This is a genomic window from Amycolatopsis sp. NPDC043885, assembly GCF_056435685.1.
In genome coordinates, this window is record NZ_JBWKEA010000012.1 from 171766 (window position 1) to 193536 (window position 21771).

Here is a 21771-nt window from a genome sequence, read left to right on the forward strand (position 1 = left end):
ATGGCATCTCATATATGATCGCCCCATGCCTTCGACCTTCAGCCTGCCCGCTTCACGGACCGAAGTGGTGCTCGAAGAGATCCGCCGCGGCATCCTCACCAGGGAGCTGAAGCCCGGCCAGCCACTGGTCGAAGCCGAACTCGCGGCCCGGCTCGGGGTGTCGAAGACGCCGGTCCGTGAGGCGCTCAAGGTGCTGTCGAACACGGGACTGGTGACCTTCAGCCCGTACAAGGGCGCTTCGGTGTGCGTGGTCGACGCGGAGCTGGCGAAGTCCGTCTACGACGTTCGCATGGTGCTGGAGCCCGAGGCCGTGCGCCGGTCGGTCGAACGCCGCTCGCCGGACCTGTTCGAAGACGCCGCGGAGGCGTTGAAGGAAGCGTCGGCGGCGATCTCGGCCAAGGATCAGGCGGCGCTCAGCCTGCTCAACCGCCGGTTCCATCGCGCGCTCTACAGCGGCTGCGGCAATCCGCTGATGGTCTCGATGCTGGACGACCTCAAGGACCGCGCGGCGCTGATCAGCGTGGTCGGCTGGGCGGCGAATCCCAGCTGGCGCAGGGAATGGGCCGAGCACAAGGCGGTGCTGGCGGCGGCGAAGAAAGGTGACGCCGACGGCGCGGCGGGGCTGCTGCGCGCCCACATCGGCGACTTCCTGGACCGGATCCTCGAGACCATCGGCGACGAATGATGCGCTTGTTGCTCATCGCCGACACGCATCTGCCTCAGCGCGCGAAGGTGCTGCCGGCCCAAGTCTGGCGCGAGGTCGAGGCGGCGGACGTCGTCATCCACGCCGGTGACTGGGTCGAGGTCGCCCTGCTCGACGAACTCGAGGCCCGGAGCGAGCGGCTCATCGGGGTCTACGGCAACAACGACGGCGAGGACCTTCGGGTGCGGCTCCCCGAGATCGCGCGTGCGGACCTCGACGGCGTCCGCCTGGCGGTCATCCACGAAACCGGCGGTAAGCAGGGGCGTGAGCGCCGCTGTGACGAACAGTTCCCGAACACCGACGTCCTCGTGTTCGGGCACAGCCACATCCCCTGGGACACGGTCACACCGAAGGGGTTGCGCCTGCTGAACCCCGGCTCGCCGACCGACCGGCGGCGTCAGCCGTTCTGCACCTATCAGACCGCCGAGATCCGCGACGGCGAGCTGCACGACGTAGCTCTTCATGAGCTGCCGCCTCGCCGCTGACCGGGTAGACAGGTAGCCATGGAACCGGCGCAGGCGTTGAGGGAGATCGCGTTCCGGCTGGAGCGCGCGGGCGAGCCGACCTACCGGGTGCGGGCGTTCCGGCAGGCGGCTTCGGTGATCGCCAAGGTCAAGCCCGACGACCTGCGCAAACGCGCCGAGGCGGGCACGCTGACCGCGTTGCCGAATATCGGCAAGGCGACCGCGGCCGTCGTCGAAGACGTCCTCGCCGGACGCCGTCCCGCGTACTTCGAGAAGCTCGGCGAGCCGAAGCTGCCCGACGGCGGCCCGATGCGGGCGGCGTTGCGCGGCGACTGCCACACCCATTCGGACTGGTCCGATGGCGGAAGCCCGATCGAGGAGATGGCGGAGGCCGCCCGCGCGCTCGGCCACGAATGGATGGTGCTGACGGATCACTCACCGCGGCTGACCGTCGCCAACGGCCTTTCGCCGGAACGGCTGCGGCGGCAGATGGACGTCGTCGCGGAACTGAACGAGACGATGGCGCCGTTCCGGATCCTGCACGGTATCGAGGTCGACATTCTCCTCGACGGCACGCTGGACCAGGAGGAAGAACTGCTGGGACAGCTGGACTTCGTCGTCGCGAGCGTGCACTCGAAACTGCGGATGCCCGCGAAGGAGATGACGCCGAGGATGATCGCCGCGGTGCGGCATCCGCGGGTTCGCGTGCTCGGTCACTGCACCGGGCGGTTGGTGATGGGAGGCCGTGGAAAGCGGCCTGAGTCGGAGTTCGACGCGGAGGCGGTGTTCACCGCGTGCCGGGACAACGGGGTCGCCGTCGAGATCAACTCGCGTCCCGAGCGCCGTGACCCGCCGACGCGCTTGCTGAACCTGGCCGTGGACCTGGGTTGCGACTTCGCGATCGACAGCGACGCGCACGCGCCGGGGCAGCTGGACTGGCTGGTCTACGGTTGCGCGCGGGCCACCGAGCTGGGGATCGAGCCGGACCGGGTGATCAACACGCGGACCGCGGAGGACCTGCTGGCCTCGTGAGTCGGGCCGGTCCGTGAAGGCCTCCTTGCCTACCTTGAGGGTAGGGAAGGAGGCCTTCACTACCTCTGGGACCGCCACGCTCGCTTAGTAGGTTCTGCCGGTGCGCGGGTGGCGGTTTCGCGTGTTCGGGCGGACGACTCGTGGCGGAACCCGGCCGCGGTCGTGTCGTCCCTCCAGTCACGAGGGGTCATCGCCTGTCGCCGGTGTAGACGACGGCGGCGCTCACCGCGTCCACCCCCGAGATCAGTTCGGCGAGCGCCTTCGGGAGTTCCCGGTGCGTGGACCCGGCCCAGGCCCGCAGGCCGGCGCGGTCGAGTTCCGGTTCGCAGAAATCGTCGAGACCGATGGTCCAGGCCAGCAGGGCCAGGCAGACCGAATGCGGATCCGGCTGGTCGGTGCCGAGGACGGCCGCCCGCACCTTGCTGCGCGCGGCCGTCGACATCAGCAGATCCCGTGGCGGATACCGGTGATTCTTCCGCAGGAGCATCCGGTCGGTTTCGCGGTCGATCACTCCCGCGGCGAGCAGGTTCACCGCGACCGTTCCCCCGAGATCGTGGCGGAGATGGCCGACCCATTCCCGGACGGTGTGCCGCTCGGGTTCGCGGAGGATTTCCGAGAACACCCGATCCAGCGGTGGATGGGCGAGGCCGCGGCGCGAAAGCGGCCGGATTCGTTTGCGTTCCACGGTGATCCGCTCGGCGAGGAGGAGATCACAGAGCGCGGAACCGGCAATTCCGATGCCGAGTCCCGTGCCGCGCAGCGCGGGTTTTCCGGTGAACTCGTCGTGGGCGAGAAAGAACAGGGAATCGACCAAGGTCAGCCGACGCATGAATGGCACGCCCTCCGGCGTTGTAGTGCGGGACGGCCAAAGTAGCGGTAGCGCGCGGACCACTGCGACCCGAGGCCCGTTTTTAGCCTGAACGGACGTACCTCGCCGAAGTGGCCGGCCCTAGGGTGGGATGGCTCTCGCAAGATCAAGAATCTTCAGCGCCAAACCGACGTCCGGGGGGACGGGTTCATGGGTACGCAAAGACCGCGGCGCGGTCTCGGCCATCGACGGCTCGGAGCCGCCCAGATCGTGTTCTTCGTGGTGGCCGCGGCGGGCCCGCTGTTCGCCATCGCGGGCGGGGTCCCGACCAACTACGCGGTCACCGGCAGCATCGGTGTGCCGCTGTCGTTCCTCCTGCTCGCCCCGATCCTGGGGCTGTTCGCGGTCGGATACGCCGCGATGAGCCGCTACATCACCAACGCGGGCGCGTTCTACCCCTACGTCGCCAACGGGATCGGCAAATCCACCGGCGCCGGGATCGCGTTCGTCACGCTGATCTCCTACAACGCCATCCAGATCAGCATCTACGGTCTGTTCGGCTGGTCGGTGTCGACCTGGCTGGGCACGCTCACCGGATCCCCGCCGCCGTGGTGGCTGTGCGCGCTGGTGATGGTGCTGATCATCGGCGCGCTCGGCGTCCTGCGGGTCGATCTCAACGCCAAGGTGCTCGGCGTGGCGCTGTGCCTCGAAGTCGCCGTCGTCGCGATCGTCGACATCGCGTTGTTCGCGAATCCGGCCGGTGGCACCGTTTCCTGGGCCCCGCTGGAGCCGTCGAGCCTGTTCACCACCGGTGTGGGCGCGGTGTTCGCGTTCTCCGCCGCCGCGTTCATCGGCTTCGAGGGCGCGGCGACCTACGGCGAGGAGACCCGGGAACCCAGCCGCACGGTCGGGCGCGCGACGTACGCGGCGATCGGGCTCACCGCGGTGCTCTACGTCGTCTCGTCGCTCGCGCTGGCGGTGGCGACCGGGCCGGACGTCATCGTCACCACCGCGGCCGCGCAGGGCCCGGACGTGCTGTTCAACCTCGCGGGCGAGCACCTCGGCGAGACGTTCTCCGATGTCGCGTACACGCTGTTCGTGACCGGCCAGTGCGCGGCGCTGCTGAGCTTCCACAACGCCGTCGCGCGGTATTTCTTCGCGCTGGGCAGGGAAGGACTGCTGCCGCGCTCTTTGGCCAAGACCAGCAAACGCACCGGCGCGCCGGTGGCCGGTTCGCTCACGCAGACCGCGCTCGCGCTGGTGATCGTGGCGCTGTTCGCGATCGCGGGCCGCGATCCGGTGACCGAACTGTTCACCTGGCTCGGCACGACGGCGTCCACCGGTGTCGTGGTGATCATGATCGCCGTCTCCCTTTCGGTGATCGGCTTTTTCAAACGGCGCCGCGACGCCGAAAACGCCTGGCGCCGCTGGATCGCGCCGGGGGCGGCGATGCTCGCGCTGTCGGCCGTCCTCGCGCTGATCCTGCTCAACTTCGATCTGCTGCTCGGTCCGGCCGGGACGTTCCTGTTGCGCTGGGGGCTGCCCGGTCTCGTGCTCGTCGCGGCACTGGCCGGCTTCCTGCGCGCGGAAGTGTTGCGGACAAAGGATCCCGAGACGTACGTCGCCATCGGCGGTCCGCTCGAAGAGGACGAACCCGTCGCGCTGAGAGCGGGGCGATGATCGTCCGGGCCGCCGAACCGTCCGAAATGGACACCGTGGTCGACGTGCTTGCCGAGGCGTTCCACGACGACCCGGTCAGCGCGTGGGTCTTCCCAGGGGACGAGCGCCGCGCGGTGGCGACGTCACCGGCGACCTGTCCGGCGCCGTCCTCTGGACGCCGGCCGGAGAGGAGGACCTGGACGACGACGCGTTCGCCGGGCTCACCGGGGAAGAAATCGGCAGGCTGACGGCGTTGTTCGAGCTGATGACGGAGCACGCTCCCAGCGGCGAGTACCACCACGCGCAGTTCATCGGCGTCCGCGAGACCGCGCGGCGGCAAGGGATCGGCGCACGGTTGCTGAAGCACGGGCTCGACCGCTACGGCGCGGTGCCCGCGTACCTGGAGGCGAGCAGCGCGGAAAGCGCGAAACTGTACCGGCGGCTGGGTTTCCGCGATCACGGACCGGCTTTCGCGGTCGAGGGCGGGCCGCCGATGCGGCCGATGTGGCGCGAGCCGTGACAGATCTCTCGTCGATATGTCTATAAAGGACTGGTAAAGTGGCGGGCAGATGACGACGAACCGTGCCCCCGCCGCGCGGCACCGTTCCGTCTTCTTCCTGCTGATCTTGCTCGTCTTCGCCTTCGTCACGCCGACCGTTCCCCACGGGCACGGGCGGACCGCGATGGAAGATCCCGTCGCCGTCTTCGCGACCCATCCGCTGCCCGCCTTCCACGGCGGGCAAGCCGTTCCCCTCGCCGACGCTCCCGCCGAAGCGGAGACCGTCGACCTCCCGGACGCCGGCCACGCCCCTGAGCAGGGCGAACCCGTCGTCATCACCCGAGCGGTGCCCCAGGCGCCCGCACGGGCTCCTCCGCGCTGACCGGTTCTCACATCGCCGCATCAGCCACCATCGGAGGTCTCCATGAGTTCCGGTCATGCCTTGCTGGCCGTCGGCGGGGCGTTCCTCGCCGCCGGTGTCATCGCCAGAGCGGGCGCCCGTATCGGGCTGCCGACCATCCCCTTGTTCATGCTGGCCGGTTTCGTCTTCGGCCCCAACACCCCCGGACTGTCCCTTGTAGACGATCCGGCCGAACTCGGTGTGCTCGCCGGGCTCGGTCTCGTCTTCCTGCTGTTCTACCTCGGCCTCGAATTCTCCCTCGACGACCTGGCCAAGGGCGGGCGCAAGCTCGTCTGGTCCGGGCTGATCTACCTGATCCTCAACATCGGCGGCGGCCTCGCGTTCGGCTTCCTGCTGGGCTGGGGGACCAGGGAAGCGCTGGTCATCGCCGGTGCCATCGGTATCTCGTCGTCCGCGATCGTCACCAAGCTCCTGCTCGAATCACGCCGGATGAACAATCCCGAATCCCGGCTGATCATGGGCATCATCGTGATCGAGGACCTGTTCCTCGCGCTGTACCTGGCGTTGCTGCAGCCGGTGCTGTCTGGCGCCGGGAGCTTCGGTTCGGCGCTCGCCGACTTCGGCAAGGCCTTCGCGTTCCTGATCGTGATGGCCGCGCTCGCCCGGTGGGGTGGCCGGGTGGTGTCGAAGCTGTTCGGTTCGGCCGACGACGAGCTGCTCACCGTCTGCTTCGTCGGTGTCGCGGTGATGGGTGCCGCTGTCGCCGAAGAGGTCGGCGTGTCCGACGCCATCGGCGCGTTCATGGTCGGCATGATGCTCGGCGGTTCGAAGGTCGCGCCGCGTATCCACAAGCTGGTGCTCCCGCTGCGGGACGCGTTCGGCGCGCTGTTCTTCTTCATCTTCGGGCTCAGCATCGATCCGAACGCGGTCGGCTCGGTGGTCGTGCCGGTGCTGATCGCGGTGGCGCTGACGATCGTGCTGAACCTCGGAGCCGGCGCGCTGGCCGCGCGGCTGCACGGGTTCGGCCGCCAGGCCGGCGTGAACATCGGGCTCACCGTGCTCACCCGCGGCGAGTTCTCACTCGTGCTCGCGGCGATGGCGACCGCGGCCGGGCTGGACTCTCGGGTCGCGCCGTTCGTCGCGGGCTACGTCCTCCTGCTGGCCGTGATCGGTCCAGTCGCGGTCATCCGCTCCGAGAAACTCACCTGGTTGCTACCGGCGAGTATTGTCCGAGGCTCGACCCGCCGCGACGAGCCGGCCAGGGCGACGTGACGAGGAGGCCTGGGTGACCGAACGGTTCGGCGGCTACCAGAACGAGATCTACCTGCGGGGGCTCGGCGGGACCTTCCCGCCGTGCTCCACCGACGCCACGAAACTGGAGGAGTCGGCGCGGGAGATCCTCGAGCCGGGGCCGTTCTGGTACGTCGCGGGCTCGGCCGGATCGGGCGCCACCGCGCGTGCCAACCGGGAGGCGTTCGACCGCTGGCGCCTCGTGCCCAGGATGCTCACCGGCGCCACCGAACGCGATCTGTCGACGACGGTGCTGGGGACGCCGGTGCCGGCGCCGGTGCTGCTGGCGCCGGTCGGCGTCCAGTCGATCGTGCACGAGGGCGCCGAACCGGCGGCCGCGCGGGCCGCCGCGTCGGTCGGCCTGCCGTACGTCATGTCGACGGCGTCCTCCACGAGCATCGAGGACGTCGCCGAGGCCAGTGGAGACGGGCCGCGCTGGTTCCAGCTGTACTGGCCGACGGACAACGAGGTCTGCGCGAGCATCCTGGCGCGGGCGAAGGCCGCGGGCTTCACGACGCTCGTGGTCACGCTCGACACCTGGACCCTCGCGTGGCGCCCGAACGACCTCGACCACGCGTACCTGCCGTTCATCAAGGGCATCGGGCTCGGTGTCCCGCTCAGCGACCCGGTGTTCCGCGGCCTGCTGGAGAAGACGCCGGAAGAGGACCCGCCCACCGCGATCCTGCGCTGGATCTCGATGATCACCGGCACCGACAGCACCTGGGACCGGCTGCCGTTCCTGCGCGAGCACTGGGACGGGCCGATCGTGCTCAAGGGCATCCAGCACCCCGACGACGCGCGCCGCGCCGTCGAGGCCGGGATGGACGGGATCGTCGTGTCCAACCACGGCGGCCGTCAGGTCGACGGCGCGATCGCCTCGCTCGACGCGCTCCCGGAGATCGTGGCCGCCGTCGGCGACCGGCTGGAGATCCTGTTCGACTCCGGCATCCGCACCGGCGCCGACATCGCCAAGGCACTCGCGCTCGGGGCCAAGGCCGTGCTGGTGGGGCGGCCGTGGGTGTACGGCCTGGCGCACGCGGGGGAGGACGGCGTCCGGCACGTGCTGCGGGGCCTGCTCGCCGACCTCGACCTGACCATGGGCCTGTCCGGGCACCGGACCCTGGCCGACCTCACCCCCGCCTCCCTCACGCGCTCCTGACCCCCCGCATTTCGTCCTCTGAATGCGGTAGTTGGTATCACGAACTACCGCATTCAGAGGACGAAATGCCCAGGTGATGTCGCCTCCGGCATATTCGGAGGCCCGGATCGTCACGCACGGCTATCCTGGTGCCGGTCATGGCTTCTCAACCTTCCCCGCTCGGCGCCCTGCGCGCTCGCCTGCCCGAACTCATGTCGCGCGACGAGCATCGCCTCCGGCGCCGGCTCGACGGTGCCCGGAAAGCGCGTAACGCCGAGTCGATCGCCGCCCAGATCGAGGCCGACATCGAGGCCGCCGAACTCCGGATCACCCGGCGGCGGGACAGCGTCCCGAAGATCTCGTTCCCCGAAGAGCTGCCCGTCAGCCAGCGCAAGGACGAGATCGCCGAGGCCATCCGCGACCACCAGGTGGTGATCGTCGCGGGCGAGACCGGGTCCGGGAAGACGACCCAGCTGCCGAAGATCTGTCTCGGACTCGGTCGCGGCATCCGTGGCCAGATCGGGCACACGCAGCCGAGGCGGCTGGCCGCGCGCACGGTCGCCGACCGGATCGCCTCCGAGCTGAACACCGAGCTCGGCGAGGCCGTCGGCTACAAGGTCCGGTTCACCGACCACTCCGGCCAGGACACGCTGGTCAAGCTGATGACCGACGGCATCCTGCTCGCCGAGATCCAGACCGACCGGATGCTGCGGCAGTACGACACGCTGATCATCGACGAGGCACACGAGCGCAGCCTCAACATCGACTTCATCCTCGGCTACCTCAAGCAGCTCCTGCCGCGCCGCCCCGATCTCAAGGTGATCATCACCTCGGCGACCATCGACCCGGAGCGGTTCTCCAAGCATTTCGACGACGCGCCGATCGTGGAGGTCTCCGGCCGGACGTATCCGGTCGAGGTCCGTTACCGGCCGATCATCGATCCGGACGACCCGGACGCCGATCAGGACCGCGACCAGACGCAGGCCATCTGCGACGCCGTCGACGAACTCCACCATGAGGGACCGGGCGACATCCTGGTGTTCCTCTCCGGCGAGCGGGAGATCCGCGACGCCGCCGAAGCACTGTCCAAACAGGACCTCAGGAACACCGAGATCCTCCCGCTGTACGCCCGGCTTTCGTCGTCGGACCAGCATCGGGTGTTCCAGCGCCACACCGGGCGCCGCGTCGTGCTCGCGACGAACGTCGCCGAGACGTCGCTGACCGTGCCCGGCATCAAGTACGTCATCGACCCCGGCACCGCGCGGATCTCGCGCTACAGCCACCGCACCAAGGTGCAGCGGCTGCCGATCGAGCCGGTGTCGCAGGCGTCGGCGAACCAGCGCAAGGGCCGCTGCGGCCGGACGTCCGACGGTATCTGCATCCGCCTGTACTCCGAAGACGACTTCGACGCCCGGCCCGAGTTCACCGATCCGGAGATCCTGCGGACCAACCTCGCGTCGGTCATCCTGCAGATGACCTCGCTCGGCCTCGGCGACATCGCGGCGTTCCCCTTCGTGGAGCCGCCGGATCGCCGTCAGGTCACCGACGGTGTCCAGCTGCTGCAGGAGCTCGGGGCGTTCGAGATGTCCGACGGCAAGAAGCTCACCGAGACCGGCCGCAAGCTCGCGCAGCTCCCGGTCGACCCGCGGATGGCGCGGATGGTGCTGGAGGCCTCGCGCAACGGCTGCGTCCGCGAAGTGATGATCATCGCCGCCGCACTGTCCATTCAGGACCCGCGCGAGCGGCCGGCGGAGAAGCAGCAGGCGGCGGACGAGCAGCACGCGCGGTTCGCGGACAAGACGTCCGACTTCCTCGCGTACCTGAACCTGTGGGAGTACGTCACCGAGCAGCAGAAGACGTTGTCCACCAACCAGTTCCGCCGGATGTGCCGCAACGAGTACCTGAACTACCTGCGCATCCGCGAATGGCAGGACATCTTCAGCCAGCTGCGTCAGCTGGCCAAACCGCTCGGCATCACCCTCGACACCTCCGGCCCGGTCGATCCGCAACGCGTGCACACGTCGCTGATCGCCGGGCTGCTGTCGCATGTCGGCCTCAAGGATCCGGCCAAGGGCGACTATCTCGGCGCGCGCGGGGCACGGTTCTCGGTGTTCCCGGGTTCGGCGCTGTTCAAGAAGCAGCCGCGGTTCGTGATGTCGGCCGAACTCGTCGAAACCTCCCGTCTGTGGGGCCGGGTCAACGCGAGGATCGAGCCGGAGTGGGTCGAGCCGCTCGCCGGGCACGTGGTGAAGCGGAACTACTCCGAGCCGCACTGGGAGCGCAAGCAGGGCGCGGTGATGGCGCTCGAGAAGGTGACCCTGTACGGCGTTCCGCTCGTCGCCGACCGCCGGGTCAACTACGGCCGCATCGACCCGGAGACGAGCCGCGAGCTGTTCATCCGGCACGCGCTCGTGGAAGGCGACTGGGAAACCCGGCACCACTTCTTCCGCGAGAACCGCGCGTTGCTCGACGAGGTCGAGGACCTGGAGAACCGCGCCCGCCGCCGCGACATCCTGGTCGACGACGAGACGCTGTTCGAGTTCTACGACCAGCGCGTCCCGGCCGACGTCGTCTCCGCGCGGCATTTCGACAGCTGGTGGAAGAAGGCGCGCCACACCGAGCCCGACCTGTTGAGCTTCGAGAAGACGATGCTCATCAACGAGACCGCCGGCGGCGTGCGCGAGGCCGACTACCCCGACTTCTGGACCCAAGACAGCCAGACCTTCAAGCTCACGTACCAGTTCGAGCCGGGGGCCGACGCGGACGGCGTCACCGTGCACATCCCGCTGCCGGTGTTGAACCAGGTCACCGCGGACGGCTTCGACTGGCAGGTCCCCGGCCTGCGGGAAGAACTGGTGACGCAGCTGATCAAGTCGCTGCCCAAGGCGATCCGGCGCAACTTCGTGCCGGCGCCCGACCACGCGAAACTGGTGCTGTCGCGGGTCGGCCCGGCCGAGGGGCCGCTGCTGCACGTCGTCGCCAACGAGCTGGAAGCGTTGCGCGGGGTGGTGATCCCCGACGACGCCTGGCAACTGTCGGCGGTTCCCGAACATCTGAAGATGACCTTCCGCGTGGTCGACGTCCGCGGCAAGAAGGTGTCCGAGGGCAAGGACATCGAGGCGCTCAAACGAGATCTGAGCGGCCAGGTGCGCGCGACGATCTCCAAGGCCGCCGACAGTATCGAGCGTGAGGGCCTGACGACGCCCGCGTTCGGCGAGCTGCCCAAGGTGTTCGCGAGCAAGCAGCGCGGGCACGACGTCAAGGCGTATCCGGCGCTGGTCGACGAAGGCGGTTCCGTGGCGGTGCGGCTGCTGGACACGCCGGGCCAGCAGGAACAGTCGATGTGGGCGGGCACTCGGCGGATGCTGCGGCTGAACATCCCGTCGCCGATGAAGTTCATCACCCGCAACCTCGGCAACTCATCGAAACTCGTGCTGAACCGGAATCCGCACGGCTCCGTGGCGGCACTGCTCGAAGACTGTGTGGATTGCGCGGTCGACAAGCTCGTGGCCGACAACGGCGGCCCGCGCTGGGACGAGGCCGGATTCGCCGTCCTGCTGGAAAAGGTGCGCGCCGGGCTGAACCCCGGGGTGCTCGACGTGCTGACCAACGTCGAGAAGATCCTGCGCGCGGCCAACGACGTCGAAACCCGGCTGGCCGACACGCGCGGCCCGAAGGACTCGCTCGCGGATATCCGCGCGCAGCTGGACGGCTTGGTGCACAAGGGTTTCGTCACCGAAACCGGGCAGGACAGGCTGAAGCACGTCATTCGGTACCTGCGGGGGATCGAACGGCGGCTGGAGAAACTCCCGACCGAGCCGACGCGGGACATCCAGCGCACCGGCGACATCGCGTGGCTCCGCAACGAGTACCAGGCGGCGCTGGACGCGTTGCCGCCAGGCACCTCGTCGCCCGCGCTGCGGGAGATCCGGTGGATGATCGAGGAGCTGCGGGTCAGCTTCTTCGCCCAGACGCTCGGTACCGCCCACCCCGTCTCGCTGAAGCGCGTCATCAAGGCACTGGACGACGCCGCCTCTTCCTGACCCCGCGAGTTCCGCCTTCAAGCACGCGAATCCCGCCCTCAAGCACGCGAATCCCGCCTTCAGTCACGCGACGCGTCCCCGTGATCACGCGAGTCGCCCCGTGATCATGCGTGTTCGCCGCCTGATCACGTGTGTTCCGTGGAGTGGAAACGGGCCGCACGTGCTTGGGTGCGGAACTCGCGTGCCTGGGGGCGGGTCTCGCGTGCTTGGGGGCGGGATTCGCGTGCTTGGGGGCGGGTCTCGCGTGATGGAGGGCGGGGTCACTTCGCGTCGGCGTAGGTGTCCACTGCGGCGATGTGCAGCGGGAACCGGACCGGGCAAGCGGGACCGAAGAGCATCCGCGCCGCCTCGGTCATGCTGTCCACAATGGACTGCGAGACCTCGTCGGCGAACTCGGCCGGGGTGTGCACCAGGACCTCGTCGTGCTGGAAGAACACCAGATGCGCGGGGGAGGGGAGTCTGCTCCGCAGGGTCGCGAGCAGGACCGCGGTCATGTCCGCCGCGCTCGCCTGCACGACGAAGTTGCGGGTGAAGCGGCCCCAGTTGCGGGACGCCTGGCGTGCTTTCAGCTCGGCGGCCTCGTCCTCCGCGACCCCGCCGGTCAGCGCTCGCCAGGCTTCGGACGGCGCGGGCGAAGTGCGGCCGAGCCGGGACCGGACGCGCTCACCGCGTTCCCCGGCCTGCGCGGCACGCTCCACATAGGACACCGCGTCGGGGAACCTGGTGCGCAGCAACGCCAGCAACGGTCCCGCCTCGCCGGACGTGCCGCCGTACATCGCCGACAGCATCGCGATCTTCGCGCGGTCTCGGTCGTCCCGGTCGTCCCACGCGGGCACCGGAACGCGGCGCACTCCGGAGAACATCGCCTCGGCGAGGCTCGCGTACAGATCCGTGGCCGCGGCGACCTCGGCCAGTTTCCGGTCTCCGGACAACGCGGTGAGCACCCGCGGCTCCAGCTGGGCGGCGTCGGCGACCACGAGTTTCCAGCCCGGATCTGCCCGGACGCAGGTCCGCAGGATCTTCGGGATCTGCAGCGCGCCCCCGCCCCGGCTCGCCCAGCGGCCGGAAACGACCCCGCCGACGACGTAATGCGGGCGGAACCGGCCGTCGTGCACCCACTCGTCGAGCCACGTCCAGCCGTTGGCCGAATGCAGCCGCGCGAGCTCCTTGTACTCCAGCAGCGGCGGGACGGCGGGGTGGTCGATGTCGCGCAGCAGGTACTTCCTGGCCGACGAGACCTCGATGCCCTCCCTGCCGAGCGCGCGGACGACGCTGGCCGGAGCGTCGGGGTTGACCGGACGCCCACCGAACGCGGCACTGATCTCGGCCGCCAGCTCGACCAGCCGCTTCGGCCGGTGCCCGGCCGGAACGCGGGGCCCGAGCTGGTCGGCGAGCAACGCCAAATGCAGGTCCGCCCGCCACGGCAGCCCGTCGGCCGACATCTCGGCGGCCGCCAGCGCGCTCGCCGACTCCGCCGCGAAGAGCAGCCGTAACCGCTCCGGGCGCTCGGTGGCGGCGACCCGCTTCTCTTGCTCGGCCAGCACCCGGCGCGCCGCGTCGATCACCGTGACACCGGAGGGGAGCCGCGGCCCCCGCGTCTCGAACAGCGTCGGCTGGTCGTCCTCGGCCCAGAGCGGCGGCTCGTCGGCGGGCGCCTCTTGGCCGTTCGCCCTGGCCAGCGCGGCACGGAGGCTCCGCGACTCCTGCGGACGGCCTTCGTGGGCCAGGAGCAATCCCTCGGTCAGCGCCAGGTCATGACAGCGCCGCACCCGGACGCCCGCCTTGATCAGCGCCGGATACGTCCCGTCGACCGACGGGAACACCCAACGGGGTGAGTGCTCGGCCTCCAACCGCCGTACTTCGCCGACGAACTCCGGGAGCTTCATGCCCTGCCGCGGCGGCTGCCCGGAAAAAGCGATCGCGAAGTCGCCATCCTCCTCTTGACCTGCGATCGCCTGCACACTCACATTGTGGTGGTTCCCCCCGACATTTCTGTCACTTGGGTGTGGAGGTCAGCGCAGCTGTCCGTTGAGGGTGGTGGTGGGGCGGGGAGGGCTAGTGCGCCTGCGCTATCGGTCGGCTACTGTCGAGTAGCAACCCCATACCGCCGGTACGCGAACCCGCCGGGGGCATGGTGTCTCGCCGCAGCAGCAACGGAGGTGCCCGGATGAGAAACCCCACCGGCCTCGCCACCCTGGTGGCGGGCAAGGTGACCGAGACCGTGCGCAGCATCGACGTGATGCGCCAAGCGGGCCTGCTCCCCATCCCGCGGGTCGACGAGGGCCTGCGTTCGCTGGTCATGGTGCGCAAATGGGGCCCGTTCGCCGGCGCGAACATGATCGCCGCCCGCCGGGACCCGACCGCGACCGGCATCATCGACGAGCTCGGCCCGCTGACCTTCAAACAGCTCGACACCCAGTCGAACGCGCTGGCCAGGGCGTGGTCGGAACGCGGCCTCGGCCCGGGCTCGGTGATCGCCGCGTTGTGCCGCGACCACCGCGGTCTCGTGCTGACGATGCTCGCCTCGGGCAAGCTCGGCGCCAAGCTGCTGCTGATGAACACCGGGTTCGCAAAACCACAGCTCGCGGACGTCGCGAAGCGTGAAGGCGTCACCGCGCTCGTGTACGACCAGGAGTTCACCGACCTGCTGGACGCGGTCGAGGGCGACGTCGACCACTACCTCGCGTGGGTCGATTCGGACGCCGAGCTCTCCGGGCACGAGATCCCGATCGTCACCGAACTGGTCGCCAGCACCGACGACCGCCCGTGGCCCGCGCCCGCCAAACCGGGCGGGTTCATCCTGCTGACCAGCGGCACCACCGGGACGCCGAAGGGCGCGCCGCGGCCGCACACCTCCGCGCTGGCCTCCGCGCAGTTCCTCGACCGCATCCCGTTGAGGACCGGGGAGGCGACCTACATGGGCGCGCCGCTGTTCCACGGCACCGGGTTGTCGCAGTTCATCCTGTCCTTCGCGCTCGGCTCGAAGGTCGTCATGCGGCGCAAGTTCGTGCCGGAGGAGACGTTGCGCGGGGTCGCGGAGAACCGCTGCACCACGCTGGTCCTCGTGCCGACGATGCTGCAGCGGATCGTCGACCTGCCCGAGGAGGTCCGCGCGAAGTACGACACGTCGTGCCTGCGGATCATCTTCGTCGCGGGCTCCGCGCTGTCACCGGATCTGGGGAACCGCGCGACCGCCGCGTTCGGCGACGTCGTGCACAACCTCTACGGGTCCACCGAGGTCGCGGTCGCGACGGTCGCGACGCCCGAGGACTGGCGCAAGGCGCCGGGCACGGTCGGCCGCGCTCCGGTGGGCTGCAAGGTCGCGCTGTACGACGAAAAGGGCACGAAGATCACCGAGCCGCACGTCACGGGCCGGGTGTTCGTCGGCAGCGGGCTGAGCTTCCAGGGCTACACGGACGGGCGTAACAAGGAGATCATCGACGGGCTGCTCTCCAGCGGTGACGTCGGCCATTTCGACGAGGACGGCCTGCTGTTCATCGACGGCCGCGACGACGAAATGATCGTCTCCGGCGGCGAGAACGTCTTCCCGATCGAGGTCGAGAACCTCCTTGTCGAACGCGAGGACGTGATCGAAGCCGCCGTGGTCGGGGTCGACGATCCCGAGTTCGGACAGCGGCTGAAGGCTTTCGTGGTGCGGGCCGAGAAATCGGAGCTGGACGTCGACGGCGTGCGCGAGTACGTCAAGGCCAACCTGGCCCGGTACAAGGTGCCGCGCGACGTGGAGTTCCTCGACGAGCTGCCGCGCAACGCGACCGGGAAGGTGCTGCGCAACAAGCTGCACTGAGGCGATCAGTACTCCCAGTCGATGCCGAAGACGCCGGGGCCGAAGTCGAGCGCGACGGCGTGGACACCGTTGCCCTGGTCCGGTTTGAGCTCTTTCCGGTCCATCGGCGAGGTGCCTTGGCGCGAATATTGCCAGCACTTGGCCGGGACGGTGCCCGGGGCGAACCGGACCTCCAGCAGGTATTCGCGCACGGGACGCCGGAACTCGCGGTAATGCGTGTTCCGGCATTCCGGGTACGGCGGTCCGGGATTGGTCAGCGAGTACTCGATCAGATGCGTCTCGCCGCGGTCGATGGGCCGATCGAAGAGCAACTCGGCGACGGTGAGCCCGTGCTCATCGTCGACCTCGGCGCGGCCGACGTGACAGTTGCGCAGTGTGTTCAGTACCGGCGGCCCGGCCTCCGGATCGCCCTGGGCGTAGACGAGCAACCAGCGGTCCTGCCCGTCCGCGCCCGCCTGGAACACCGCCCGCGCGGTCACCGCGCGTTGCCCGCCGTCCTCGGCGATCTCGCACAGGTCGTGCAGGCCGACGAGTTTCAGCTGATGGTGTTGTTCGAGCGCGTTGGGTGCACCGACCTTCTCCAGCAGCGCCTGGAGCGCTTCGAGCGGGAAGGTCAGCGGCTGCTCGGTGGTCGCCCGGCTGCGGCGTGACGACGCCCCGCGCGGCCGCGGCGGCGGCAGCAGGCTGAGCAGCGAACCGGCGGGGATCGCCAGGACCTCCTCGAGAACCCGGACCGCGGACAGCGAACTCTGCCGTTCCGGCTGACGTTTGCCCGATTGCCAGTAACTCAGCGCGGTCACGCTCACCGACGCGCCGCGTGCGAGGAGCCGGGCTTGGATACGGTCGAGACTCAGGCCGCTGGTGGCGATGGCCGATCGCAACGCGGTGGCGAACGCGGTACGCGGCTGGTCTTCATCGTCCGTGGTCACTCGGTCCGCCGCGCTCCCCGCCACCATATGCTGCCCGACCGCCCCCGTCTGCCGTTCCCTGACACCGCCCGGTTGGATAACAACACGAATAACTTTAACAGTCTGAGGTAACGCTTCAGGGGCGCCTTCTGCCAGGCGAAAACGACTTTCCGGACGAGCGTTGTTACGCCGTATGGCCTAGTACTGGTAACTGTGAATCATTGCCCGGCCACCAGCGCACCGGCTTGCATGGCTCTCAACAACGATCATCCTCCCGGGTGATCCGCACGGCGCGGCAGGAAGGGAACCAGTGAGCAAGTCCCGGAAGAACCTGAAGTCCCGAAAGACCCGTAGCGGCCTCGTGGCGGGAGTCGCCCTCGCCGGTGTGACCGCGGCGGTCGCCACGTTCGGCGCGGGTGCGGCCAACGCCGAGCAGCAGGGCGAGATCCGCGGCGCGGGTGCGGCCAACGCGGTCGGCGGCAGCTACATCGTCGTCCTCAAGCCCACCGCGGTCGGCCAGGGTGTGGCCGCGGCGAACGAGATCACCGCGAACGTGGCCGCCAAGGCGCAGGGCCTCACCGGTCAGTACGGCACCACGCTGTCCCGCACGTTCGGCTCGGCGCTGAACGGCTTTTCGATCAAGGCCGACGAGGCCGCCGCGAAGCGTCTCGCCGCCGACCCGCAGGTCGCGTACGTCGTCCAGAACAAGACGTTCAAGATCAGCGAGACTCAGGACAACCCGCCGTCGTGGGGCCTCGACCGCGTCGACCAGGCCGACCTGCCGCTCGACAACAAGTACACCTACCCGACGAAGGCCGACAACGTCACCGCCTACGTCATCGACACCGGTGTCCGCGGCTCGCACGCCACCTTCGGTGACCGTGCGACCGGCGGCAAGGACTTCGTCGACAACGACGACACCCCCAACGACGAGCACGGCCACGGCACGCACGTCGCCGGCACCATCGGCGGCACCGAGTACGGCCTGGCCAAGGGTGTCAAGATCGTCGGCGTCCGCGTGCTGGACGCCAACGGCAGCGGCACCACCGAAGGCGTCGTCGCCGGTGTCGACTGGGTCGCGGCGAACGCCAAGGGCCCGTCGGTCGCCAACATGAGCCTGGGCGGCGGCGCGGACGACGCCCTGGACGCGGCGGTCAAGGGAGCCATCGACAAGGGCGTGACCTTCGCGCTCGCGGCGGGCAACGAGTCCTCCGACGCCGGCACCACTTCGCCCGCCCGGGTGAAGGAGGCCATCACGGTGGCGGCCAGCGACAAGACCGACAAGCAGGCCAGCTTCTCGAACTACGGTTCGGTCGTGGACCTGTACGCGCCGGGTGTCGACATCACCTCGTCCTGGGCGACCGGTGACGACGCCAAGAACACCATCAGCGGTACCTCGATGGCCGCGCCGCACGTCGCCGGTGCCGCCGCGCTGTACCTCTCGGCGCACCCTGACGCCACCCCGGCCCAGGTCGCCGAAGGCCTGGTCGGTGCCGCCGCGGACGGCAAGATCAGCAACCCGACCGGCGGAACGGCGAACAAGCTGCTCCAGGTCAAGTAAGACCCTTTCGGACAGGCTGCCCCCGGCGTACTCCAGGCGCCGGGGGCAGCCCCTGTCCGAGGGGCTCCCAGACTTGTTACCAACGGGTAAGCTCCAGTCCATGGTCCTGCGGAAGAACATCCTGATCACCGGGGCGAGCTCCGGACTCGGCGAGGGAATGGCCAGGCAGTACGCCGCCAGAGGCCGCAACCTGGCGCTGGCCGCCCGCCGGGTCGACCGGCTCGAAGCGCTCGCCGCGGAACTCAAGAAGGCGTACCCCGGGATCACCGTGGTCACCCGGAAGCTGGACGTGAACGACCACGACCAGGTCTTCGCCGTCTTCGAGGAGTTCCGCGAGGAGCTCGGCTCCCTAGACCGCGTGATCGTGAACGCGGGGCTCGGCAAGGGGCAGCGGATCGGCACCGGCCGGTTCGACGCCAACCGCGAAACCCTCCAGACGAACTTCCTCGCCGCGGCCGCCCAGATCGAGGCCGCCGTCGGCATTTTCCGCAAGCAGAAGAACGGCCACCTGGTGGTCGTGTCCTCCTTCCTCGCGCTTCGCGGTGTGCCCGGCAACGCCACCGCGTACGCCGCCTCGAAGGCGGGTATCTCGGCCTTCGCCGAGGGCACCCGGATCGAGCTGCTGAAGACGCCGATCAAGGTCACCACCCTGCATCCCGGGTTCATCGAATCGGAGATGAACGAAGACATCTCGAAGCTCCCGGGCGCCGTGAGGGCGGAGCCCGGCGCGCAGGCGCTGGTGAAGGCGATCGAATCCGAGACGGCGAAGGCGTTCGTGCCGACGTGGCCGTGGAGCGTGCTCTCGAAGCTCTTCCCGCTCGTCCCGGCGCCTTTGCTGAAGAAGTTCGGATGACGGTGGCCCCGGACAAGACCGTCGAGGTACGCGGTGAGGACTCGTTCGACCCGGCGGCGGTGCACACCTGGCTGGCCGGACGGGTGCCCGGGCTCGGCGACTCGCCGCCCGAGGTCCGCCAGTTCCCCGGCGGCGCCTCGAATCTGACGTACCTGCTGGCCTATCCGGATCGCGAGCTGATCCTGCGGCGGCCACCCCTCGGGCACAAGGCCGCGTCCGCGCACGACATGCGCCGTGAATTCCGGGTCCAGCAGGGGTTGCGGCCCGTCTTCCCGTACGTGCCCGAGGTGCTCGCCTTCTGCGACGACGAATCCGTGCTCGGCGGCGACTTCTACGTGATGGAACGCCTCGAAGGCCTGATCCTGCGCGGAGATCTGCCCGCCGGTCTCGAACTGCCGCCGGACGGTGCGCGCGAGCTGTGCGGCAAGGTCGTCGACCGGCTGGTCGAGCTGCACGCCGTCGACGTCGAGGCCGCCGGCCTGGCCGATCTCGGCAAGGGCGCCGGATATGTCGAGCGCCAGGTGCGCGGCTGGTCGGAGCGTTTCCTCAAGGCGCGCACGGAGAACGTCCCGGACTGCGCCGAGGTGATGGCGTGGCTGAAGGACAATCAGCCGTCCGAGGTCAAGATCTGCTTGATCCACAACGACTACCGGCTCGACAACCTGGTGCTCGACGACGATCTCGACATCGTCGGCGTACTCGACTGGGAGATGGCCACCCTCGGCGATCCGCTGATGGAACTGGGCAGCACCCTGGCGTACTGGGTGCAGGACGACGATGACGACGTCATGAAGCTCAGCCGCCGTCAGCCGACGCACGTGCCGGGGATGTACACGCGCGAGGAGTTCGTGCGGCGGTACGCGGAGCGCTCCGGCCTCGCAATCGGCGACTGGACGTTTTACGAGGTGTACGGCCTGTTCCGGCTCGCGGCGGTGATCCAGCAGATCTACTACCGGTTCCACGAAGGGCAGACGACCAACCCAGCGCTGAAGGATCTCTGGCAGTTCGTCGGGTACCTCGACGGGCGCTGCCGCCGGATCATCGGAGGAGGGCACGCGTAGATGGGTGCGATCTACCTGGTCCGGCACGGGCAGGCGTCGTTCGGCGCGGAGAACTACGACCAGCTCTCGCCGCGCGGCTTCGAACAGTCCACTGTGGTCGGTGAGGAGCTGTTGCGGCGGGGCGTCGAATTCACTCAGGCGCGAGCGGGTTCCCTCGCCCGTCAACGGGACACGGCCGCGACGGCGTTGAAGGTGCTCGGTTCCGGGATCGCCGTCATCGAGGACGAACGCTGGAACGAGTACGACCACGTCGACATCGCGAAGCACCACGCCGCTGGAGTTCAGCAGACCGACTCGCGGGCGTATCAGGCCGCTTTGGACGGTGCGCTGAACGCCTGGGTCTCAGCGGGAGCTTCCGGTCCGTGTGCCGAAACCTGGCCCCGGTTCCTGGAACGGGTCAAGGGCGCGCTCGCCGATGTCGTGGCGTCACTGGGCAAGGGCGAACACGCCGTGGTCTTCAGCTCCGGCGGCGTGATCGCGACGGTCTGCGGCGTGCTCATGGGCACGCCGGAAGCGGGACTGCTGAAGCTGAACCGGGTCACCGTGAACGCGGGCATCACCAAACTGGTGTCCGGCCGCGGCGGGGTGACCTTGTTGTCGTTCAACGAACATCCGCATTTCGAGGCGGAAGCCGCGGAACTACTCACTTATCGCTAGGAGAAACGCGATGGCGTTCGGCGAGGTCACGGTCATCCCGGTCAACGGGCACGGTCCCGAGGACGTCGTGGTCGACGACCAGGGGCGGATCTACACCGGCGTCGACGACGGGCGGATCCTGCGCGTCACGCCGGACGGCAGGCGGATCGACGTCCTCGGCGACACCGGCGGGCGTCCGCTGGGGCTGGAGTTCTACGGCGAAGACCTCCTGATCTGCGACGCCAAGGCCGGTCTGCTCACCATGCCGCTCGCGGGCGGCCCCGTCACCACCTTGGCGACTTCGGCGGTGGGGCTCGACTTCGTGTTCTGCAACAACGCCGCCGTCGCCTCCGACGGCACGGTGTACTTCACCGATTCGTCGCGCCGCTTCGGCATCGAGAAATGGCGGGACGACCTGATCGAGCAGACCGGCGGCGGACGGCTCCTGCGGCGCACGCCGGACGGGAAGATCGAGCAGCTCGCCGACGGTTTCCAGTTCGCCAACGGGGTCGCGCTGCCGCCCGACGAGTCCTATGTGGCCGTTGCCGAGACCGGCGCCTGCCGGGTCGCGCGCGTGTGGCTCACCGGCGACAAGGCGGGCACGCGGGACTACCTCGTCGACGACCTGTGGGGATACCCCGACAACATCTCGACCGGCAGCGACGGGCTGATCTGGATCACCGTGGCGAGCCCGAAGGTTCCGGCGCTTTCCCTGGTGCAGAAGCTCCCCGCGCCGTTGCGGGCCGGAGTCCGGGCGCTGCCGACGGCCCTGCAACCCGCACCCGCGCGGGAATGCGGGGTGCGCGGCGTGACTCCGGACGGGAAGCAGGTCCACGAACTACGCGGGGAGATCGATGGGTTCCATGTGCTCGTCGGCGTCCGCGAGCGGGCCGGGACGCTTTACTTCGGCTCGCTGGAGGACAACGCGATCGCCGTGACGACGGTCTGAC

The 21771-nt window shown here is 69.1% G+C and carries 18 protein-coding genes; 15 read left to right on the plus strand and 3 right to left on the minus strand.

What is annotated here, in order from left to right; translation table 11 throughout:
* Positions 1-25: 25 nt before the first annotated feature.
* Genes AC069I_RS29590 through AC069I_RS29600 form a run of 3 tightly spaced genes read left to right on the plus strand, consistent with a single transcriptional unit; the run spans position 26 to position 2199 of the window.
* Positions 26-685 carry a GntR family transcriptional regulator gene (locus AC069I_RS29590; RefSeq protein ID WP_478226491.1) on the plus strand — a complete coding sequence of 220 codons (660 nt, stop codon included), beginning with the start codon at positions 26-28 and terminating at the stop codon, positions 683-685.
* The gene (locus AC069I_RS29595) at positions 685-1188 is read left to right on the plus strand and encodes a metallophosphoesterase family protein (RefSeq protein ID WP_478266925.1); all 504 of its coding nucleotides are present in this window, start codon (positions 685-687) and stop codon (positions 1186-1188) included. The genes AC069I_RS29590 and AC069I_RS29595 overlap by 1 nt, the downstream gene beginning before the upstream one ends.
* Positions 1189-1206: 18 nt before the next feature.
* A complete protein-coding gene (locus AC069I_RS29600; protein WP_478266878.1) occupies positions 1207-2199 on the plus strand; it encodes a PHP domain-containing protein in 993 nt (330 codons plus the stop codon).
* Positions 2200-2386: 187 nt separating this feature from the next.
* On the opposite strand, the gene AC069I_RS29605 is transcribed toward AC069I_RS29600, so the two are convergent.
* The gene (locus AC069I_RS29605) at positions 2387-3028 is read right to left on the minus strand and encodes a GOLPH3/VPS74 family protein (RefSeq protein ID WP_478226489.1); all 642 of its coding nucleotides are present in this window, start codon (positions 3026-3028) and stop codon (positions 2387-2389) included.
* 189 nt (positions 3029-3217) lie between these two features.
* Here AC069I_RS29605 and AC069I_RS29610 point away from each other — a divergent pair, with 189 nt between their 5' ends.
* From AC069I_RS29610 to hrpA, 6 genes are all read left to right on the plus strand, one after another.
* A complete protein-coding gene (locus AC069I_RS29610) occupies positions 3218-4687 on the plus strand; it encodes an APC family permease (protein WP_478226488.1) in 1470 nt (489 codons plus the stop codon).
* A gap of 82 nt (positions 4688-4769) precedes the next feature.
* Positions 4770-5186, plus strand: a complete 417-nt coding sequence (locus tag AC069I_RS29615) for a GNAT family N-acetyltransferase (protein WP_478226487.1) — start codon at positions 4770-4772, stop codon at positions 5184-5186.
* A 49-nt stretch (positions 5187-5235) separates the two neighbouring features.
* Entirely contained in the window at positions 5236-5547 is a 312-nt protein-coding gene (locus tag AC069I_RS29620) for a hypothetical protein (protein ID WP_478226486.1), read from the plus strand.
* Between the two features lie 42 nt (positions 5548-5589).
* Positions 5590-6798 carry a cation:proton antiporter gene (locus AC069I_RS29625; protein ID WP_340684157.1) on the plus strand — a complete coding sequence of 403 codons (1209 nt, stop codon included), beginning with the start codon at positions 5590-5592 and terminating at the stop codon, positions 6796-6798.
* A gap of 13 nt (positions 6799-6811) precedes the next feature.
* On the plus strand, positions 6812-7975 hold the full coding sequence (locus tag AC069I_RS29630; RefSeq protein WP_478226485.1) for a lactate 2-monooxygenase: 1164 nt from the start codon (positions 6812-6814) through the stop codon (positions 7973-7975).
* A gap of 137 nt (positions 7976-8112) precedes the next feature.
* A complete protein-coding gene (hrpA, locus tag AC069I_RS29635) occupies positions 8113-11997 on the plus strand; it encodes an ATP-dependent RNA helicase HrpA (protein ID WP_478266879.1) in 3885 nt (1294 codons plus the stop codon).
* Between the two features lie 260 nt (positions 11998-12257).
* On the opposite strand, the gene AC069I_RS29640 is transcribed toward hrpA, so the two are convergent.
* The gene (locus AC069I_RS29640) at positions 12258-13964 is read right to left on the minus strand and encodes a bifunctional 3'-5' exonuclease/DNA polymerase (protein ID WP_478266880.1); all 1707 of its coding nucleotides are present in this window, start codon (positions 13962-13964) and stop codon (positions 12258-12260) included.
* A 200-nt stretch (positions 13965-14164) separates the two neighbouring features.
* On the opposite strand from AC069I_RS29640, the gene AC069I_RS29645 reads away from it, so the two are divergent.
* Complete coding sequence (locus AC069I_RS29645; RefSeq protein ID WP_478226482.1) at positions 14165-15802, plus strand: acyl-CoA synthetase; 1638 nt, start codon at positions 14165-14167, stop codon at positions 15800-15802.
* 5 nt (positions 15803-15807) lie between these two features.
* Here the strand turns inward: AC069I_RS29645 and AC069I_RS29650 are convergent, their stop codons facing one another.
* On the minus strand, positions 15808-16758 hold the full coding sequence (locus AC069I_RS29650; protein WP_340684153.1) for a hypothetical protein: 951 nt from the start codon (positions 16756-16758) through the stop codon (positions 15808-15810).
* A gap of 262 nt (positions 16759-17020) precedes the next feature.
* Here AC069I_RS29650 and AC069I_RS29655 point away from each other — a divergent pair, with 262 nt between their 5' ends.
* The 5 genes from AC069I_RS29655 to AC069I_RS29675 all read left to right on the plus strand — a co-directional run bounded on the left by AC069I_RS29655 (position 17021) and on the right by AC069I_RS29675 (position 21770).
* The gene (locus AC069I_RS29655; RefSeq protein WP_340684152.1) at positions 17021-18271 is read left to right on the plus strand and encodes a S8 family peptidase; all 1251 of its coding nucleotides are present in this window, start codon (positions 17021-17023) and stop codon (positions 18269-18271) included.
* A gap of 100 nt (positions 18272-18371) precedes the next feature.
* Positions 18372-19124, plus strand: a complete 753-nt coding sequence (locus AC069I_RS29660; protein ID WP_478266881.1) for an SDR family oxidoreductase — start codon at positions 18372-18374, stop codon at positions 19122-19124.
* On the plus strand, positions 19121-20185 hold the full coding sequence (locus AC069I_RS29665) for a phosphotransferase family protein (RefSeq protein WP_478266882.1): 1065 nt from the start codon (positions 19121-19123) through the stop codon (positions 20183-20185). Before AC069I_RS29660 ends, AC069I_RS29665 begins: the two co-directional genes overlap by 4 nt.
* On the plus strand, positions 20186-20842 hold the full coding sequence (locus AC069I_RS29670) for a histidine phosphatase family protein (protein WP_478266883.1): 657 nt from the start codon (positions 20186-20188) through the stop codon (positions 20840-20842).
* Between the two features lie 10 nt (positions 20843-20852).
* Positions 20853-21770 (plus strand): SMP-30/gluconolactonase/LRE family protein, encoded by a 918-nt coding sequence (locus tag AC069I_RS29675; RefSeq protein WP_478226478.1) that lies wholly within the window; start codon positions 20853-20855, stop codon positions 21768-21770.
* Position 21771 lies beyond the last annotated feature (1 nt).

Bases quoted from the DNA above. Each gene is read 5' to 3' on its own strand.
- AC069I_RS29590 (WP_478226491.1), top strand. From the start codon at position 26: ATGCCTTCGACCTTCAGCCTGCCCGCTTCACGGACCGAAGTGGTGCTC.
- AC069I_RS29595 (WP_478266925.1), top strand. From the start codon at position 685: ATGCGCTTGTTGCTCATCGCCGACACGCATCTGCCTCAGCGCGCGAAG.
- AC069I_RS29600 (WP_478266878.1), top strand. From the start codon at position 1,207: ATGGAACCGGCGCAGGCGTTGAGGGAGATCGCGTTCCGGCTGGAGCGC.
- AC069I_RS29605 (WP_478226489.1), bottom strand. From the start codon at position 3,028: ATGCGTCGGCTGACCTTGGTCGATTCCCTGTTCTTTCTCGCCCACGAC.
- AC069I_RS29610 (WP_478226488.1), top strand. From the start codon at position 3,218: ATGGGTACGCAAAGACCGCGGCGCGGTCTCGGCCATCGACGGCTCGGA.
- AC069I_RS29620 (WP_478226486.1), top strand. From the start codon at position 5,236: ATGACGACGAACCGTGCCCCCGCCGCGCGGCACCGTTCCGTCTTCTTC.
- AC069I_RS29625 (WP_340684157.1), top strand. From the start codon at position 5,590: ATGAGTTCCGGTCATGCCTTGCTGGCCGTCGGCGGGGCGTTCCTCGCC.
- hrpA (WP_478266879.1), top strand. From the start codon at position 8,113: ATGGCTTCTCAACCTTCCCCGCTCGGCGCCCTGCGCGCTCGCCTGCCC.
- AC069I_RS29645 (WP_478226482.1), top strand. From the start codon at position 14,165: ATGAGAAACCCCACCGGCCTCGCCACCCTGGTGGCGGGCAAGGTGACC.
- AC069I_RS29650 (WP_340684153.1), bottom strand. From the start codon at position 16,758: ATGGTGGCGGGGAGCGCGGCGGACCGAGTGACCACGGACGATGAAGAC.
- AC069I_RS29660 (WP_478266881.1), top strand. From the start codon at position 18,372: ATGGTCCTGCGGAAGAACATCCTGATCACCGGGGCGAGCTCCGGACTC.
- AC069I_RS29665 (WP_478266882.1), top strand. From the start codon at position 19,121: ATGACGGTGGCCCCGGACAAGACCGTCGAGGTACGCGGTGAGGACTCG.
- AC069I_RS29670 (WP_478266883.1), top strand. From the start codon at position 20,186: ATGGGTGCGATCTACCTGGTCCGGCACGGGCAGGCGTCGTTCGGCGCG.
- AC069I_RS29675 (WP_478226478.1), top strand. From the start codon at position 20,853: ATGGCGTTCGGCGAGGTCACGGTCATCCCGGTCAACGGGCACGGTCCC.